The 18,698-nt window shown below is 72.6% G+C and carries 9 protein-coding genes and 1 pseudogene; 8 read left to right on the top strand and 2 right to left on the bottom strand.

Features of this window, described 5'->3' with window-relative positions; genetic code table 11:
- The 6 genes from H343_RS28610 (at position 1) to H343_RS35470 (ending at position 13,012) form a co-directional block, all read left to right on the top strand.
- The gene (locus H343_RS28610; RefSeq protein WP_051264528.1) at positions 1-7,674 is read left to right on the top strand and encodes a non-ribosomal peptide synthetase; all 7,674 of its coding nucleotides are present in this window, start codon (positions 1-3) and stop codon (positions 7,672-7,674) included.
- 109 nt (positions 7,675-7,783) lie between these two features.
- Complete coding sequence (locus H343_RS28605; RefSeq protein ID WP_051264527.1) at positions 7,784-8,995, top strand: FAD-dependent monooxygenase; 1,212 nt, start codon at positions 7,784-7,786, stop codon at positions 8,993-8,995.
- 55 nt (positions 8,996-9,050) lie between these two features.
- The gene (locus H343_RS28600; protein ID WP_051264526.1) at positions 9,051-10,289 is read left to right on the top strand and encodes an acyl-CoA dehydrogenase family protein; all 1,239 of its coding nucleotides are present in this window, start codon (positions 9,051-9,053) and stop codon (positions 10,287-10,289) included.
- Between the two features lie 6 nt (positions 10,290-10,295).
- Positions 10,296-11,075: a thioesterase domain-containing protein gene (locus tag H343_RS28595; RefSeq protein ID WP_051264525.1), complete on the top strand. Its 780-nt coding sequence runs from the start codon at positions 10,296-10,298 to the stop codon at positions 11,073-11,075.
- A 233-nt stretch (positions 11,076-11,308) separates the two neighbouring features.
- Positions 11,309-11,845: a hypothetical protein gene (locus H343_RS28590; RefSeq protein WP_051264524.1), complete on the top strand. Its 537-nt coding sequence runs from the start codon at positions 11,309-11,311 to the stop codon at positions 11,843-11,845.
- Between the two features lie 327 nt (positions 11,846-12,172).
- On the top strand, positions 12,173-13,012 hold the full coding sequence (locus tag H343_RS35470) for a hypothetical protein (protein ID WP_199778865.1): 840 nt from the start codon (positions 12,173-12,175) through the stop codon (positions 13,010-13,012).
- 13 nt (positions 13,013-13,025) lie between these two features.
- Here H343_RS35470 and H343_RS35765 read toward each other — a convergent pair.
- Positions 13,026-13,226 (bottom strand): annotated as a pseudogene (locus H343_RS35765) (RidA family protein); the annotation flags it as partial.
- A gap of 1 nt (position 13,227) precedes the next feature.
- Positions 13,228-14,145 carry an EamA family transporter gene (locus tag H343_RS0103120; protein WP_486586765.1) on the bottom strand — a complete coding sequence of 306 codons (918 nt, stop codon included), beginning with the start codon at positions 14,143-14,145 and terminating at the stop codon, positions 13,228-13,230.
- A 69-nt stretch (positions 14,146-14,214) separates the two neighbouring features.
- On the opposite strand from H343_RS0103120, the gene H343_RS28580 reads away from it, so the two are divergent.
- Together H343_RS28580 and H343_RS0103110 are read left to right on the top strand one after the other, a co-directional pair.
- Positions 14,215-15,144 (top strand): LysR family transcriptional regulator, encoded by a 930-nt coding sequence (locus H343_RS28580; RefSeq protein ID WP_078504968.1) that lies wholly within the window; start codon positions 14,215-14,217, stop codon positions 15,142-15,144.
- A gap of 175 nt (positions 15,145-15,319) precedes the next feature.
- Complete coding sequence (locus tag H343_RS0103110) at positions 15,320-18,694, top strand: pyruvate carboxylase (RefSeq protein ID WP_028429944.1); 3,375 nt, start codon at positions 15,320-15,322, stop codon at positions 18,692-18,694.
- The last annotated feature ends 4 nt before the right edge of the window (positions 18,695-18,698 follow it).

Here is an 18,698-nt window from a genome sequence, read left to right as displayed (position 1 = left end):
GTGACGACGGAGCGGGCTGAGCCGGAAGTCCTCACGGCGGGAGCAACGAGCGCGCCGAGCGTCCTGCCGATGTCCTCGGGGCAGCAGCGGTTGTGGTTCCTCGCCCAGCTCGACCCCGGCAGCGCCGCCGCCTACCTGGGCTACGGCGCGGCCCGACTGCGGGGCAGGCTTGACCGGGGGGCGCTGCAGAGCGCCGTCGACGCGCTGGTACGCCGCCACGAGACGCTGCGTACGTCCTTCGGGCTGTACGAGGGCGATCCGGTGCAGTTCGTCCATGAGACCTGCCGGCTGCCCGTGACCGAACGGGACCTGCCGGCGGGCGCCGACCCCGAACTGGCCCTGCGGGAGGCGCTCCGCCAGGAGACGTCCACGCCCTTCGCCGTCGGCGGGGCGCCGCTGGCGAGGGTTTCGCTGATCAGGCTCGCACCGCAGGAGCACGTCCTCGTCGTCACCTTCCACCACGGCATCGGCGACATGTGGTCCGGAGCCGTCTTCGTGCGGGAGCTCGCCGCCTGTTACGAGGCCGCACTGACCGGAGGCGAGGCGGACCTTCCCGAACTCCCCGTCCAGTACGGCGACTACGCCGCCTGGCAGCGTGAACGGCTCGACGGCGGCGAGCTGCTGGGCCAGCTCGCCTGGTGGCGGATGACGCTCGAGGGCGTGCCCGCGCTGGAACCGGCGACCGACCGGCCGCGCCCCGCGGTGCAGTCCTTCCAGGGAGCCACCCGCGTCGCGCACGTACCGGCGGGTGTGGTCGGCGAGTTGCAGCGGTTCGCGAACGGGCGCCGGGCAAGCCTGTTCATGGTTCTGCACGCCGCCTACTGCGTGCTGCTCTCGCGCTACTCCGGGCAGGAGGACATCCCGGTGGGCACCTCCGTGGCCGGCCGCGACAGGCCGGAGCTGGAGAACCTCATCGGGATGTTCATCAACACCCTTCTCCTGCGCACGGACCTGTCGGGCGACCCGACCTTCGGCGAACTGGTCGACCGTTCACGCGAAGTGTGCCTCGGCGCCTACGCGCACGCCGAGGTGCCCTTCGAAGCGCTGGTGAAGGAGCTGCGGCCGGAGCGGGACCTGTCCCGGGCCCCGCTCGCGCAAGCGATACTCATGCTGGGCAACACCCCCGACGACGACCTGCGCATCGCCGGACTGACCGTCGAGCCCGTGCCCGTCGACCCCGGCACCGCCAAGGTCGACCTCTTCCTCGCGCTCGTCCCCGACGGCGACGGCCTGCGCGCCGAACTCGAGTACGACGCGGCTCTGTTCACCGCGGACACCGCCGACCGGATGCTCGAACACTTCCTCATGCTCCTGCGGGAGGCACCCGCGGCGGGCGAGCGGAGGCTGTCCCAGCTGCCGCCGCTGCCCGAGCGGGAAGAGGAGCAGCTGCGTGCCTGGGGCACGGGCGACCTCACCGCCCCGCTGCGCGAGGTGCCCGTGCACCAGATGGTGGAGGAGCAGGCCGCGCGCCTCGGCGACAAGTGCGCCGTGCTCCTCGACGAACAGTCCCTCGGCTACCGCGAACTCAACGAACGTGCCAACCGCCTCGCTCATCTCCTGCGCCGGCGCGGCGTGGGCCCGGGCACCCGCGTGGGCGTCTGCACCGAGCGCACGCCCGACCTGCTCGTCGCGCTGCTCGCCGTGCTCAAGTCGGGGGGCGCCTACGTGCCGGTCGACCCCGAATACCCGCCCGAACGCGTCCGGTACCTCCTCCAGGACTCCGACGTGGCCGTGCTGCTGACCCACCGCACCCTCGCCGGCCGGCTGCCCCGGCACGACGCCGAGACCATCCACCTCGACGCCGCCCCGGACCCCGCGGCCGACGAGCCCTCCAGCGATCCCGAACCCGTCGCGGGAGCGGAGGACTTGGCGTACGTCATCTACACCTCCGGCTCCACCGGCCGCCCCAAGGGCGTGATGATCCCCCACGGCCGGCTGCCGAACCTCCTGGACTCCATGCGCACCGAACCGGGGCTCGACGAGAGCGACGTCGTGGCCGCCACGATCACGCACGCCTTCGACATGTCCGTGATCGACTTCTTCCTGCCCCTCACCACCGGTGCGACCGTCGCGCTCTTCCCCCGCGGCGACGTCGTCGACGGGGACCGGCTCGCCGCCCGGATGACGGCCACCGGGGCGACGTACTGGCAAGCCACCCCCGCCGCCTGGCAGTTGCTGCTCGACACCGGCTGGCAGGCCGGCCACCCCTTCCGCGGCCTGTGCGGCGCGGAGCCGCTGACCCCGGGGCTGGCGGCGCGGATGGCTGCCGCGGGGGTCGAGGCATGGCAGGTCTACGGGCCCACGGAGACGACCGTATGGGCGAGTTGCCACCGGGCCGGGGAGGGGGAGTCCCCCGTGCCGCTCGGACGGCCGCTCGCCCACACCCGCTTCCGCGTGCTGGACCGTACGGGGCAGCCGGTGCCCGTCACCGTCGCCGGGGAACTCCACATCAGCGGTCCCGGCGTCGCACGCGGCTACCACGGGCAGCCCGAGCTGACGGAGAGGCACTTCCTGCCGGAGCCCTCCGATCCGGACAGGTCCATGTACCGGACCGGTGACCTGGTGCGCTACCGCGGCGACGGACGGCTGGAGTTCGCCGGGCGGACGGACTCCCAGGTGAAGATCCGGGGGTTCCGCGTCGAGCCGGGTGAGATCGCTGCCGTCCTGCGTGAGCACCCGGAGGTACGCGAGGCGGTCGTGACCGTACGCGAGGACACTCCCGGCGACCGGCGGCTCACCGGCTACGTCGTCCCCGGCGCCATGCCCTCGCAGCCGCGCGAACTGGTCGGTGAGCTGCGCGGGACGGCTCTGGCCCGGCTGCCCGAGTACATGGTTCCGGCCGCCGTGGTCGTGCTGCCCGCGATGCCCAGGACCCCCAACGGCAAGGTCGACAAGGCAGCCCTGCCCGCGCCGGACGGCACGGACTCCCGCGCGCCGGCGGACGGCTTCACCCCGCCCCGTACCGGGACGGAGGAGTATCTCGCCCGCCTGTGGGCGGAGGTGCTCGCCGTCGACGAGGTCGGCGCCGACGACGACTTCTTCGCCCTGGGCGGGCACTCCCTGCTCGCCGGACGGGTGGCCGGGAAACTCACCAAGCGCTACGGGCGCCGGATCCCCGTCCGGATGCTCTTCGACAGGCCCACCGTCGCCTCGCTCGCCGAGGAGCTCGACGGCCCGGACGAGCAGGAGCATCCCGCCGCGCGGGAGCGGGGGACGCCGGCCGCCGCACAGCAGCCGCAGCCCAACGGTACGGCGGTCCACGCCGAGCCCGGCGGCCCGTCACCGCTGCCCCGTGCCACCGCGCCCGACGGGTCGGCCGGGCGCTCGCTGCTGCCCAGCTCCCTCGGACAGTCACGGCTGTGGTTCCTGCACAGGCTCGACCCCGGAAGCGCGCGGGCGTACCTGATGTCCGGACAGGTCGAACTGAGCGGCCCCGTCGAGGAGGACCTCCTGGAGGAAGCTCTCGGGCGGCTCACCGGCCGGCACGAGAGCCTGCGCACGGCCCTGGTCGAGAGCGAGGGGGAGCTGCGGCAGGCCGTCCTCCCGCGTGTGGCCGTCCCCCTCGACCGCGTCGACCTTCGCGGCGTCGAGGACGGGGCGAGGGAAGCGGAGGCCGAACGCGTCCTGCGGGACGCCGCGACCCGCCCGTTCGAGCTCACCCGGCCGCCCCTGATGCGCGTGACGCTGCTGCGCACCGGGGACGAGCGCCGCGTCCTCTCGCTCGTCTTCCACCACGCGGTGTGCGACCGGTGGTCCGTCGCCGTCTTCGTCCGTGAACTCGTGGCGCTGTACGAGGCACTCCACGAGGGGCGGGAGGCCGCCCTGCCGGAGCTGCCGGTCCAGTACGGCGACTACGCCGCCTGGCAGCGGGAGCAGCTGACCGCGCCCGAGACGGAACGCCAGCTTGCCTACTGGAAGGAGCAGCTCCGGGACCTGACTGCTCTCGACCTGCCCACGGACCACCCGCGGCCCCCGGTGCAGACCTTCCGCGGCGACATCCGCTACCGCCCCGTCCCGGCGGAGCTCATGCGGACCCTGGAGGACCTGGGCAGCCGTCACAGCGCGACGCTTTTCATGGTGCTCCTCGCCGCGTTCGACGTCCTGCTGCACCGCTACAGCGGCCGGCAGGACATCGCCGTCGGGTCGCCCGTCGCGGGGCGTGGGCGTCCCGAAGCGGAGAACCTCATCGGGTTCTTCGTCAACAACATCGTCCTGCGCACCGACCTGACCGGCGACCCCTCCTTCACGGAACTGCTCGCCCGCGTACGCGAGACGTGCGTCGAGGCGTACGCACGCCCGGACGTCCCCTTCGAACGGCTCGTCGACGAGGCAGGCGCGGCGCGCGACCTGTCCCGGACACCGCTGTTCCAGACGGTGTTCTCCTTCGGCAACGTCGAAGTGCCGCAGTCCCGCATGGGACAGGCGGACGTGCGGCCCTTCGACGTCCACTCCGGCACCTCCAAGTTCGATCTCGTGCTGGAGATCGTGCCGCGCGGGGACGGGTGGCGGGCGGCGATGGAGTTCAACACCGACCTCTTCGAACCCGCCACGGTCGAGAGGATCTTCGACCACTACCTCGAAGTCCTCCAGGCCGTCGCCGGCGCACCGCAGGGACGCCTGTCCGGGCTCCCCGCCCTCCCGGAGTGCGACCGTGCGGCCCTGGAGTCCTGGAGCCGCGGCGAGGAACGCACCGTTCCCGAGGTGCCGGCACACACCCTCTTCGAGGAGCAGGCCCGCGCACACCCGGACGCGACGGCGCTCAGCAGCGGCGGCACCACCGTCACCTATGCGGAGCTCAACGCCCGTGCCAACCGCCTCGCCCGGCTGCTGCGCGGTCTGGGTGTCGGCCCCGGCACCCTCGTCGCACTCCTCACCCGCCGCTCCGTGGAGACCTACGCCGGGATTCTCGGAGTGCTCAAGGCGGGCGGCGCCTACGTGCCGATCGACCCGGACCACCCCTCCGAGCGCATCCGATTCATGCTCGACGACTGTGCGGCTCCCGTCGTCCTGACACAGACCGGGCTGCGCGAGCGCTTCCCGGAGCCCCACCGGGCGGTCACCGTCCTCCTCGACCAGGAGCCCGCCGCCGGAGAGATGGACCGGCCCCAGGACGAGGACAACCCCGAACCGCTCGCGGGACCGGACGACTTGGCGTACGTCATCTACACCTCCGGCTCCACGGGCCGCCCCAAGGGCACGATGATCACCCACCGGGGAGTGGCGGACCTGCACCTGACCCGCGACCTGGCCGGCGTCGGCCGCGAGGACCGGATGCTGGCCTTCGCCTCCACCAGCTTCGACGCCTCGGTGTGGGAGTGGGTGATGGCGCTGCTCGGCGGAGCCACCCTGGTGATACCCGGCGGCGAGGGAGCCCTGGCGGGTGAGGACCTCGCGGCCGCGGTGCGGGCGGAGCGCCCGACGGTCGCTCTCTTCCCTCCGTCCCTGCTGGCCCTCGTGGACCCGGACGAGGTCCCCTCGCTGCGTACCGTCGTCTCCGGCGGAGAGGACTGTTCCGCTGCGGTGGCCGCACGCTGGGCGGGACGCGTCCGGCTTCTCAACGCGTACGGCCCCACGGAGATCACGGTCTACGCCACTCTGTCCGGCGCCCTGTCCGGCGACCGCCACCCGCCCATCGGCCGGCCGGTGCCCAACGCGGTCCTGGAGGTCCTGGACACCGGGGGACGCCCAGTCCCGGTCGGCGTCCCCGGTGAGCTCCACGTGGGGGGCCCGGGGGTGGGAACCGGCTACCTGGGCAGGCCCGGACTGACCGCCGAGCGCTTCGTCCCCGACCCCGGCCGGCCCGGGCGGCACCTCTACCGCACGGGCGACCTCGTGCGCTGGCTGCCCAGCGGTGAACTGGAGTACATCGGCCGCGAGGACGACCAGGTCAAGATCCGCGGATTCCGCATCGAACTCGGCGAGATCGAGGAGGTGCTGCGCGCACACGCGGCGGTGCGGGACGTCGTCGTACTCGTCCGCGAGGACGTGCCCGGCGACCCCCGGATCGCCGCCTACGTCAGGGCAGGCGGGAACACCGCGGCGGACGGCGGCGGCGAACTCGCCCGGGAACTCCTCGCGTCGGCGCGGGACCGGCTGCCCGGCCACATGGTTCCCGCCCACCTGCAGGTGCTCGCGGACTTCCCGCGCACCCCCAGCGGGAAGACCGACCGCGCCGCCCTGCCCGCCCCCGACGCGCGGCGGAACCCCGCCGACGGCGGTCACGCGGCGCCCTCCACCCCGGCCGAGGCGCGCGTCGCGGCGCTCTTCGCCGAGGTGCTCGGGACCCACGACGTCGGCGTGCACGACGACTTCTTCCACCGCGGGGGCAACTCCCTGTCCGCCACACGCCTCCACGCCGCGATACGGGACACCTGGCCCGGGGCCGGCATACCCCTGCGGCTGCTGTTCGAGAGGCCGACGCCGCACGCGCTGGCACAGGCCGTCACACGGGACGACGCCGGCGGTGACGGCCCGGACCCGGCGGACGACGTGGCCCTGGACCCGGCGATCCGGGTGGAGGGGGAGTGGGAGTGGAACCCCGCTCCGCGCGCGGTCCTGCTGACCGGGGCCACGGGCTTCCTCGGCGCCTTCCTCCTCGACACACTCCTGTCGAGCACCGGGGCCGAGATCGTCTGCCTCGTCCGCGCGGAGACCTCCGGAGAGGCCCGCGCCAAGCTCGTCGGTCATCTGCGCGACCTGCGGCTGTGGGACAGGTGGGACCGGGACGCCCGGGACCGCGTGCGTGCCCTGCCCGGCGATCTGACCGAGCCGCATCTCGGGCTCGGCCCGGACGGCTTCCGCGAACTGGCACACCACGTCGAGGAGATCCACCACAGCGGGGCCGCCGTCAACTTCGCCAAGCCCTACGCGGCGCTGCGCGAGACCAACGTCGGCGGCACGCAGCAGATCCTGAGGCTGGCGTGCACGGGCCGCGTCAAGCCCGTCCACCACATCTCCACCCTCTCGGTGTTCACGCTGCGGCACGACGGCGACCCGGCCGCACGCGAGGACGAACTGCCCTCCGCCGCGCCGCCCGCCGAGAACGGCTACAACCAGAGCAAGTGGGCCGCGGAACAACTCGTCGCCGTGGCCCGGGAGCGCGGCCTGCCGGTCTCGGTCTACCGCCCCGGCCGCATCGCCGGAGACAGCGCCTCCGGGGTGTGGCGCGCCGACGACGTCTTCTGCCACATCCTGCGCGCCTGCGCCCTCGTGGGCTCCGTACCGGCACTGGACTTCAGTACGGACATCGTCCCCGTCGACCACATCGCGCACGTCGTGGGGACTGTGGCCCGTCAGAAGGAACACCTCGGCAGGACCTACCAGTTCGGCGGCACCGGGCGGCTGCGCTTCGAGACGGTGCACCGCGCGCTGTGCCGCGCCGGGCACCGTACGCGCTGGGACACCTTCGAGGACTGGTACGAGGCGTGCCGCCTCTACGCCGAGAAGCATCCCGACAGCGGACTGGGTCCCACTCTTTCCCTGTTCGGGAAGCGTGTCGAGGACGACAGGCACGGCCTGCGGGAGCCGGTCTTCGACACCACCAACACGCGGCGGGCGACAGGGGACCGGCGTCCCCCGACGGTGGACGACGCGCTGCTGGAGCGGTACCTGCGCGAACTGACGGCCATCGGCTTCCTGCCGCCGCCGCCCGGCGCCCCGCCCGCCGGCGGCTGAGGCGCCGCGCTCACCGAATCCCGGGGGCGGCCACGTGCGGCCGGCCCCGGCCACCGTCCCCCCGTTCTCCGCCCCCCCGTCCCAGTCCCCCGTCACCGAAAGGCATGACATGACAGCCAAACCCACCGTGCTCGTCGTCGGCGCAGGCATCGGAGGACTGACGGCGGCACTGGCTCTGGGCCGCCAGGGCTTTCCGGTACGCGTCTTCGAACGGCGCACGAGCCTGCGCGTGGAGACCAGCGGAACCGGCGTGACGATCTGGAGCAACGCCACCACGGCGCTCTCGGCCCTGGGCGTGGAGAAGCAGCTGTTCGAGGTCGGCATCCCGATCGAGCGGAGCCGGGTGATGACGGAAGCCGACGTGCCCGTCATCCGCACCCCGGTGCAGAGCTTCACCGCGCCGGGCAGCACCCCCGGCGTCACCGTCGCCCGCGGAGACCTCGCCCGCGTCCTGACCGACGCGTGCGAGAGCCTCGACGTCGACATCCGCTTCGGGGCCCGCATCACGGACTTCACGGCCGACGACGAGCGGGTCGTCGTGAGTTTCGAGGACGGTTCGCAGACCGAGGGCGACGTGCTGGTCGGAGCGGACGGTCTGAGGTCCGGCATCGCGACCGGGCTCCTGGGCGAATCCGATCCCGTCTACACCGGCGTCACGACGTACAGGGGCGTCAGCGACAGCGACTGCGGCGTCCCCCGGGGCACGGTGCACCTCTTCCAGGGACGCCACGGCGTCAACGGCGGCGCCTGGCACATCGCTCACGGCCGCGTGACGTGGACCATCGGGCACCCGGCCCCGGCGGACGGCCAGGACGAGCCCGGCACGAGGCGGGCACGCGCGATGGACCTGGCCGACCGCTTCCAGGGGCCGCCCCGCTGCCTGGTGGAGAACACCCCCGAGGAGCGGCTCCTGCGTACCGACCTGTACTACAGCCCATGGCGGGAGCGGTGGAGCGAAGGGCGCGTCACCCTCCTCGGCGACGCCGCACACGCCGTGACGACCGTCCTCGGGCAGGGAGCGTGCCAGGCCATCGAGGACGGCGCGGTCCTCGCCGACGAGATGGCCGCCGCCCCCGGCGACCCCGTGGCGGCGATACGGGCCTACGAGCGGGCCCGGCAGGAACGCGTCCGCCGGGTGCGCGAGACGATCTTCAAAGTCGCAGGCGCCCCGCAGGTGAACAACCCGCTCCTGCGGCCGCTGTTCCTCCGGCTGACCACCTTCTTCGCCCACCGCAACCAGGAGGCCATGTGGCGCGGCCTGATGGAGCCGCCCCGTCTGCGCCGCACACCGGCGGTGGACGCCTCGGCCGGCCGCCCCTGAAAGCCGTCACCGGCCGTCCCGGCCACCTGCCCCCGCGAACGCGAGAGGACCCGAGATGACAGCACGCGCTGCCGGGGATGCTCCCCAAGCTCTGACCACACTGCCGGAACCGGCCCGGGCCTGGCAGGAGAAGGTCCGGCGCTTCTGCCAGGACTCCGTCGCCCCCCGCGCCCGCGCGATGGACGAATCCGGCAGGCTCGACGACGCTCTCGTCAAGGAGCTCTTCGGCGAGGGCCTGATGGGCATCGAGATCCCCGAGGTCTACGGAGGAAGCGGCGGCGACCTGTTCGACGTCGTACTGGCCATCGAGGAGACCGCCCGGCACGATCCCGCCGCCGCCGTCTTCGTCGACGTGCAGAACGCCCTCGTCATCAGCGCACTCCTCCGGCACGGCAGCGGCGACCAGAAGCGGCGTCACCTGCCCCGTCTCGCGGGCGGCCAGGTCGGCGCCTACGCCATATCGGAGGAGCACGCGGGCAGTGACGCCTTCGCGCTGGAGACCCGGGCCGAGCGGCGGGGCGACGGCTTCGTGATCAACGGCCGCAAGCGCTGGATCACCAGCGCCGCGGAAGCCGGGCTGTTCCTGGTCTTCGCCCGGACCGGGGAGGAGCCCTCGCCGTCGGTACCCGGGCTCAGCGCCTTTCTCGTGGACCGGGAGACACCGGGCCTCGCCGTGGGCGAACCGGTGCCGAAGATGGGCATCCGTGCGAGCTCGACCTGCGAGGTGGTCTTCGACGAGGTCCGCGTCGAACGGGGCAGCCTGATGGGCCGCCCCGGCGACGGGGGCGTCCTGATGGTGGAGACGCTCGACATCGGCAAGCTCGGCATCGCGGCCCAGCTCGTCGGCCTCGCGGACGGAGCCCTGAGTCACGCGCTGCGGCACGCGGAGGAGCGGGAGCAGTTCGGCACCAGGATCGCGGACTTCCAGGGAGTGCAGTTCCCGCTCGCCCGCATCGCCGCGGAACTCGAGGCCGCCCGCGTCCTGTTGTACAACACCGCCCGGCTGCTCCAGCACGGGGCGCCGCAGGCGGAGCGCATCAAGGCCACCTCCATGGCCAAGTACGTCGCCTCCGCCGTCGCCGAACGGGCCGCCTCACAAGCGGTGGAGACACTGGGCGGCGCCGGGTTCGCGGGGCGGCACCCGGTGGAGAAGCTCTACCGCGACGCGAAGATCGGCTCGATCTACGAGGGCACCTCGAACATCCAGTTCAAGACCATCGCCTCCCTGCTGACCCGCCGTGCAGAGGACCCGGCGGAACACACGGACCGCAGCGCCACCCCGAGAGAGGACTGAACGGCAATGGAGCACGACACCAAGCCGGGACGGGACCCGGTGGCCGCCCCCGGCCCGGCGACCCCGCTGCAGCTGTTCTGCCTTCCCTACGCCGGGGGTTCCTCGCGCCTCTACGCCGACTGGCAGGGCGGGCTCCCCGCTCACGTCGAGGTACGGCCCGTCGAGCCCCCAGGCCGGGGCACGCGCTTCAGGGAGGCGCCGCACGACCGGCTGGGGCCGCTGGTCGCGGATCTGCTGCCCGACGTCGTCGCCGTGGGGGACGCTCCTTACGCGCTCTTCGGATACAGCCTCGGAGCACTCGTCGCCTTCGAACTCGCCCGGACGATGGAGCAGCGCTACGGCCGTCCTCCCGTCCACCTCTGCGTCGGTGCGTTCCGGGCCCCGCATCTTCGGCGTACGGCGGTTCCCGACTACAACCTGCCCGAGCCGGTCTTCCGGGAACGGCTGCGGTCCTTCAACGGCACTCCGGCGGCAGTACTGGCCGACGATTCCCTCATGGAGCTGATGATCCCGATCCTCCGGGCAGACCTCGCCGTCGCCGACACCTACCGCTTCAGCGAGGAAGGGCCGCTCAGCTGCCCCATCACCGCCTTCGCCGGCAGCGAGGACGGCGAGGTCGATGTGGCGTCGGTGGCCCAGTGGAGCCGGCACACCAGCACGGCATTCAGCCTGAAGGTCCTCGAGGGCGATCACTTCTTCCTGCACCGTCAGCAGCCCGAAATCCTGAGGCGCCTGACGGAGGTTCTGGCCGGCTCCCCGGAAGACGCACGCGGACGGGGCGCCTGATCCGGGCGTCACGACCGTCGCGTTCGCGCCCCCGTGCGAGGGTGGCGCCGGACCACGGGTGAGGCCGGGACCACCGCATCCGGCCGCGGCTACACTGCCGGGTGCCGCGGCCGGCCGTGCGTCATCGTGGCCGTGGAACGGCGCCGCCCTCGGCACGGGTCCACTGCACGGGACCGACCGGGACCGACGCCGTCCGTACGGCTGCTGCTCTTCCGTCGATCGGAGCCGACACCATGCCTTCTCCCTCCAGGTCTCCCCGCCGGGCGGCACGGGCTCTGGCCGACTGGTCGCCGCGACGCTGGACGATCGCCTTCTGCGCGGCCGCCGGTACCGCGCTGGCCGTCGGACTTCCCACCGCCGTGGTGCCGAACCCGCTCTTCTCCCGGGCCGTCCCGGTGCAGTGGTGGAACTATCCCGCGCTCGCCCTGACCGCGGTCCTGGGAGGTCTCGTACTGGCGACGTACGTCCGCGGGCCGGAGGCCCCCGTGAGCCGGCGGCCGGCTGACCGCCTCGGATCGGTGGGCGGTGTCCTGTCGTTCCTCGCCGTGGGCTGCCCGGTGTGCAACAAACTCGTGATCCTGCTGCTCGGCACGTCAGGTGCTCTCAGTTACTGGGCGCCTGTGCAGCCGTTGGTCGCCGTCGCATCGGTTCTGCTCCTGCTCGAGGCGGCCCTGCGCCGGCTTTCGGTCGCGGACGAGTGCCCGGTCCCGCCCGGAACCGAGGCGACGGTCCACGGGGAAGACCGCGGCTCAGCGACCACCGTCCGCTAGCGGACCGGGCCCTGCGGGCGCGAACCGTCTCGGCACACCAGGCACGCCCACGGCCGCGTTCCGGAGGAACGTGAGCGGGAAACGTCACAGCGGTGAGCGCCGCTCCCGCGCGTGCGTGCCCCCGGCGGGCGCGTGCGAGCTTCGCTGGCCGCGAGGTGCCGTCGGACCGTGACGCCGCAGTACTCAAGAATCATCGTACGTATGGCCGAATGTTCGGCTAGCTTTGGTCCGGACTGAAGTGTGCCGGGGGCCGCGAACGAGCGGCAGGGCAAGGAACGTGGGCCTGCAGGGACGAGTGCCGGCAGTTCCATCGAGGAGGGACCGCCGATGGCAGCACAGGAGTGCCCCACGTGCGGGGAGCCTGTCCGGATGGAGGGCTCGTCGCCCTGCTCGTGCGGGCTGACCGCCGTTGAGGAAGCCGACGCGATCTTCGACGCGGCCAGGCCGCGTCAGGCGGCCGTCCCCTCCCGCCCTGCCGGGGAGCGCATGCCCCAACCGGCTGAGGACGGGACCGGGGGCGCCGGCGAGACCGGTGAGGGCAGTGAGGGCGGCAGGACCGGGGAGAGCCTGCAGCCCGGTGAGGGCGTCGAGACCGATGAGGGCGGGGCGCCCGGCCGTCCCCGCATGGGCCTGCGCGGCAGGGGCGCCGTCGTCGGCCTCGCCGCAGCCGTGACGCTCGGGGCCGGAGTGCTCATCGCGGAGAAGGCGAGTACCGGGCCCGGAGTGCAGAGCAGCGGCAGGGCATCCGCTCCTTCCCCGTCCGGCCGGGAAGTCACCCCGCCGGAGGCGGCGGAGGGCTCCGGCTCCCCCTCCGCACCGGGCGAACCGCGTGGTACATCCGGCTCTTCGGGCTCCCCGGACAGCGGTATGTCCGAGCAGGGCGGAAACGCGGGGGGCGGTGCGGAGCGCCACGGCCCGAAGTCCCCGGCGCCGCCGGACGGCGAGGCTCCCTCCCCGTCGTCGCCTGGTGACGCGTCTGGCGGCACCCCGAACGGTGGCGGGTCCTCGAATGGCGGTTCCGGGGGAGAACCGGGCGGAGACGAGGGCGGCTCGTCGGACGGCGGGAACAGCCACGGCGGCGGTGACAACGGCGACGGCGACGACGGGTCCGGCGGGCTGCTGGGCGGCCTCTTCGGTGGTCTCCTCGGCGGTGACGGCGACCGGTGACGAACGGCAGGGCCGGGGCGGGGCTCGGCCCGGCCGCCCGGCCGACCCCCTCCAGGAACAGGGGCATCTTGTCAGGGGTCCGGTCGACCACGTGGACGGTCAGCTTGGCCACGTCGTCGAAGGAGCCTCCGATTCCGCTCAGTGCCTTGCCGATGTTGAGGTAGCACCGCTCGACCTGAGCGGCGAGGTCCCCGGCCGCCCGTCCAGGGGCCAGGTCAGCTCGCCGGCCGGCCTGAGGAGGAGGCGACCGCGGCGGTGTTGGCGCAGACGATCACGAGGATCGCCCACCAGGCGAGCGCATCGAGGCGCTGGTCCAGTACCACCCGGCCGACCAGGGCGGCGAAGACCGGGTTGACGCTCATGAAGGCGCCGAAGAAGCAGGCGGGAACCCGCCGCAGCGCCAGCAGGTCGGCAAGGAACGGGACGGCGGAGGAGAGTACCCCGGCGGTCAGTGCGCAGAGCAGGGAAGCCGGGGTGGGCGGATGCTGCCACAGCACCACTGCGCCGAGGGGGACGCAGGCCGCCGCCGAGACGAAGGCCCCGGCCGCCGATCCCTGGATGCCGGGCACCCGACGGGCCACGGTGCGGTTGAGCAGGATGTAGGAGGCCCAGCAGGCGGCGGCCAGCAGCCCCAGCCCGATGCCCGCGTAGTCGGTGGAGGGCTGAGGACGGACGAGGACGGCGACGGCACCCGCGGCGGCCAGCGCGCAGACGGCGTCCTTGCGGCGGCGTGAGCCGGCCAGCGCGACGGCCAGGGGGCCGAGGAACTCCAGGGTGACGGCGAGTCCCAGGCCGATGCGGTCGATCGCCGTGTACAGCGAGAGATTCATGGCGCCGAACACCAGGGCCAGCCCGAGGACGGGCCGCCACTGTGCCGCGGTGAAGCTCCTGAAACTCGGCCTGCCGAGCGCACACAGCAGCACGGCCGCCACCCACTGCCGTACCGCGACCACGCCGGCCGGTCCGATCACCGGGAAGGCCAGCGCCCCCACCGAGGCCCCGATCTGGTTCGACAGCCCACTGCCGAGCATCAATCCCACGCCACCGGGACTCACCCCGCCCTGGGCGGAGGGGCCTTCGGGGCCGGTGGCGGCCGGCTGACCGGGGCCGCCCCGCGATATCTCCATCACCATGCCGACCACGGTGCGGCCGGCTGACAGATACGCAAAATGCATCCAGCATGCCGTTGATACGCTGTGCGCATGGATCGGGACGGCCTCACCGGCCTGGAGTTCAAGCATCTGCGCTGCCTGGTGGCGGTCGTGGACCAGGGCGGCTTCACCGACGCCGCCCTGGAACTGGGGATCTCCCAGGCCGCCGTCTCCCGGGGCGTCCTGGCCCTGGAACGTCTGCTCGGCGTCCGTCTTCTGCACCGCACGAGCCGTTCGGTGGAGCCGACGACGGCCGGGGTACGCGTCCTGGCCCGTGCCCGGGTGCTGCTGGCCGGTGCCGAAGAGCTGGTGCGTGAGGCGGTGAGCGGCCACGCCCGGCTGCGCGTCGGCCATGCCTGGTCCGCCTTCGGCCGCCGCACCGCCGAGTTCCAGCGCCGCTGGCACGAGCGCTACCCGGACGTGGAGGTGCAGCTGATCCGCCAGAACACCGCCACCGGCGGACTCGCCGAGGGCATGTGCGACCTGGCGGTCGTCCGCGCCACGCTCGACCTGCGGGCCTGGTCGCACGCGCTGATCGGCCACGAACGGCGCGTCGTCGCACTGGCCTCCGACGACCCCTGGGCCGGCCGGCGATCCGTGCGGCTGGACGAGATCCCCTCCCGCACCCTGGTGATCGACCGCCGCACCGGCACCACCACTCTCGGCCTGTGGCCCGAAGCGGAACGTCCGGCCGTGGAGTACACCCGCGACATCGACGACTGGCTCGCCGCCATCGCCACCGGCCGCTGCGTAGGGGTCACTCCGCAGTCCACCGCCGCTCAGTACCGCCGGGACGGCATCGTCTACCGTCCCCTGCGCAACGCCGACCCCGTTCCCGTCCATCTCATCTGGCGGCGGCACGACCCGCACCCCGCCACGCACGCGGCCGTCGCCCTGGCCATGGACCTCTACCGGGAGGACGCACGCGGCACGAACAGGCCTCCGGCCCGCCGGGACGCGGGCAAGCCGGGACGGGGGTAAGCCGGGAGGCAAGGGAAGCGGCTGCGGCCGCCGTGAGGTGAAGCGGTGTCGACGCGGCGGGACGGGTGTCGTCATCGTCAGGCGGAACGGTGGTCCCCGTCGGGCCCGCGCTCGGTGCGGCAGTAACCTCGCGGACAGGTCGCGTTCGTACCGGCGAGACGGAAGAGGATCGTTCATGTTCCGCAAGGTGTTGGTCGCCAACCGAGGTGAGATCGCCATTCGCGCGTTCCGCGCGGGCTTCGAGCTCGGCGCACGTACAGTCGCGGTCTTCCCGCACGAGGACCGCAACTCCCTGCACCGGCTGAAGGCCGACGAAGCCTATGAGATCGGTGAGCCCGGACACCCGGTGCGGGCGTACCTCTCCGTCGAGGCGATCGTCCGGGCGGCGCGCACGGCAGGCGCGGACGCCGTGTACCCCGGGTACGGGTTCCTCTCCGAGAACCCGGATCTGGCTCACGCCTGCGAGGAGGAGGGTGTCACCTTCGTCGGCCCCTCCGCGGAGATCCTCGAGCTGACCGGCAACAAGGCCCGCGCCGTTGCCGCCGCCCGCGCGGCCGGTGTACCGGTGCTCGGCTCCTCCGAGCCGTCGACCGACGTGGACGAACTGGTCCGCGCGGCGGACGGTCTCGGCTTCCCGGTGTTCGTCAAGGCCGTCGCCGGTGGCGGAGGGCGAGGAATGCGGCGGGTCGAGGACGCGGGGACGCTGCGCGAGTCGATCGAGACGGCCGCGCGTGAGGCCGAGTCCGCATTCGGTGACCCGACCGTCTTCCTCGAGCAGGCCGTGGTCGAACCCCGGCACATCGAGGTGCAGATCCTCGCCGACGGCTCCGGCGAGGTGATCCATCTCTTCGAACGTGACTGCTCGGTGCAGCGCCGCCACCAGAAGGTGGTCGAGATGGCACCCGCCCCGCACCTCGATCCCGATGTGCGCGAGAGGATCTGCGAGGACGCGGTGAATTTCGCCCGGCACATCGGCTACCGCAACGCGGGGACGGTGGAGTTCCTCCTCGACCGCGACGGGAAGCACGTGTTCATCGAGATGAACCCGCGCATCCAGGTCGAGCACACGGTGACCGAGGAGGTCACCGATGTCGACCTCGTGCAGGCCCAGTTGCGCATCGCCGCCGGCGAGACGCTCGCCGGTCTCGGGCTGTCGCAGGAGACCGTCGCCCTGCACGGCGCCGCACTGCAGTGCCGCATCACCACCGAGGACCCGGCCAACGACTTCCGCCCCGACACCGGAATGATCAGCGCATACCGCTCGCCGGGCGGCTCCGGAATCCGGCTCGACGGCGGCACCACCCACGCCGGTACGGCGATCAGCGCCCACTTCGACTCGATGCTGGTCAAACTCACCTGCCGGGGCCGGGACTTCCCCACCGCGATCGGCCGTGCCCGGCGTGCCGCGGCGGAGTTCCGCATCCGCGGAGTGGCCACGAACATCCCCTTCCTGCAGGCCGTGCTCGACGATCCGGACTTCAGCGCAGGCCGGGTCACCACGTCCTTCATCGAGCAGCGGCCGCATCTGCTGACCGCACGGCACTCCGCCGACCGCGGCTCGAAGCTGCTCACCTACCTCGCCGACGTCACGGTGAACAAGCCCAACGGCGAGCGGCCCCGGCTGGCTTCGCCGACCGCCAAACTGCCTCAGCCGCCCGAGGCCGAGCCGCCCGCCGGCTCCAGGCAGAAGCTCACCGAACTCGGTCCGGAGGGATTCGCCCGCTGGCTGCGCGAGTCACCCACCGTCGCAGTCACCGACACCACCTTCCGGGACGCGCATCAGTCGCTGCTCGCCACCCGTGTCCGTACGAAGGACATGCTCGCCGTGGCGCCGCTGATGGCGCACACCGTGCCGCAGCTGCTGTCCCTGGAATGCTGGGGAGGCGCCACGTACGACGTCGCTCTGCGTTTCCTCGCCGAGGACCCGTGGGAGCGCCTGGCCCAGTTGCGTGAGGCCGTGCCCAACATCTGTCTCCAGATGCTGCTGCGCGGACGCAACACCGTCGGCTACACGCCCTATCCGGCCGAAGTCACCAGCGCCTTCGTCGAGGAGGCCACGGCCACCGGCATCGACATCTTCCGCATCTTCGATGCCCTGAACGACGTCGGACAGATGCGGCCCGCGATCGAAGCCGTCCGCGAGACAGGTTCCGCGGTCGCCGAGGTCGCGCTGTGCTACACCTCCGACCTCAGCGACCCCGCGGAGAAGCTCTACACCCTGGACTACTACCTCGGGCTGGCCGAACAGGCCGTGGAGGCCGGTGCGCACGTGCTGGCGGTCAAGGACATGGCCGGACTGCTGCGCGCACCCGCGGCCACCCGCCTCGTCTCCGCGCTGCGCAGGGAGTTCGACCTGCCGGTCCACCTTCACACCCACGACACCGCGGGCGGTCAGCTCGCCACCTGTCTCGCGGCGATCCAGGCGGGCGCGGACGCCGTCGACGGGGCGGTGGCCTCCATGGCGGGCACCACATCCCAGCCGTCGCTGTCGGCGATCGTGGCCGCCACCGACCACTCCGACCGGCCGACAGGGCTCGACCTGGGGGCGATCGGCGACCTGGAGCCGTACTGGGAGGGCGTCCGCAAGATCTACGCGCCCTTCGAGGCAGGTCTGGCGTCACCGACCGGACGCGTCTACCACCACGAGATCCCCGGCGGGCAGTTGTCCAACCTGCGTACGCAGGCCGTCGCCCTCGGCCTGGGCGACCGCTTCGAAGACATCGAGGCGATGTACGCCGCCGCCGACAAGATCCTCGGACGCCTGGTGAAGGTCACCCCCTCCTCGAAGGTGGTCGGCGATCTCGCGCTGCACCTGGTCGGCTCCGGGGTCTCGCCGGAGGCATTCGAGGCCGAGCCGAACACCTACGACATCCCGGACTCCGTCATCGGTTTCCTGCGCGGCGAACTGGGCGACCCGCCCGGCGGCTGGCCGGAGCCGTTCCGCAGCAAGGCGCTGGAGGGCCGCGCCGCGCCGAAACCGGTGCGGGAACTGTCCGGCGAGGACCGCCGGGGGCTGGCGGAGGACCGGCAGGCGACGCTGAACCGGCTGCTCTTCCCCGGCCCCACCGAGGACTTCGAGACGCACCGTGAGACGTACGGCGACACCAGCGTGCTCGAGAGCCGCGACTTCTTCTACGGCCTCCGCCCGGGCAAGGAGTACGCGGTGGACCTCGAACCGGGGGTGCGGCTGCTCATCGAACTGGAAGCCGTCGGAGAGGCGGACGAGCGGGGCATGCGCACCGTGATGTCGACCCTGAACGGTCAACTGCGGCCGATCCAGGTGCGGGACGCCTCCGCGGCATCCGACGTCCCGCCGACGGAGAAGGCGGACAAGGCCGATCCGTCCCACGTCGCCGCGCCCTTCGCGGGAGTCGTCACACTCACGGTCGCCGAGGGCGACTCCGTCGAGTCCGGTGCGACCGTGGCCACGATCGAGGCGATGAAGATGGAAGCAGCCATCACCGCGCCGAAGAGCGGGACGGTCTCACGCCTCGCCGTCAACACCATCCAGCAGGTGGAGGGAGGCGACCTCCTCATCGAGCTCGCCTGAGGTC

The organism is Streptomyces sp. TAA204 (genome assembly GCF_000424965.1).
This window is presented reverse-complemented; position numbering and strand designations above follow the sequence as displayed.

Coding starts and splice junctions, on each gene's coding strand:
- H343_RS28605 (WP_051264527.1), top strand. CDS start 7,784: ATGACAGCCAAACCCACCGTGCTCGTCGTCGGCGCAGGCATCGGAGGA.
- H343_RS28600 (WP_051264526.1), top strand. CDS start 9,051: ATGACAGCACGCGCTGCCGGGGATGCTCCCCAAGCTCTGACCACACTG.
- H343_RS28595 (WP_051264525.1), top strand. CDS start 10,296: ATGGAGCACGACACCAAGCCGGGACGGGACCCGGTGGCCGCCCCCGGC.
- H343_RS28590 (WP_051264524.1), top strand. CDS start 11,309: ATGCCTTCTCCCTCCAGGTCTCCCCGCCGGGCGGCACGGGCTCTGGCC.
- H343_RS35470 (WP_199778865.1), top strand. CDS start 12,173: ATGGCAGCACAGGAGTGCCCCACGTGCGGGGAGCCTGTCCGGATGGAG.
- H343_RS0103120 (WP_486586765.1), bottom strand. CDS start 14,145: ATGGTGATGGAGATATCGCGGGGCGGCCCCGGTCAGCCGGCCGCCACC.
- H343_RS28580 (WP_078504968.1), top strand. CDS start 14,215: ATGGATCGGGACGGCCTCACCGGCCTGGAGTTCAAGCATCTGCGCTGC.
- H343_RS0103110 (WP_028429944.1), top strand. CDS start 15,320: ATGTTCCGCAAGGTGTTGGTCGCCAACCGAGGTGAGATCGCCATTCGC.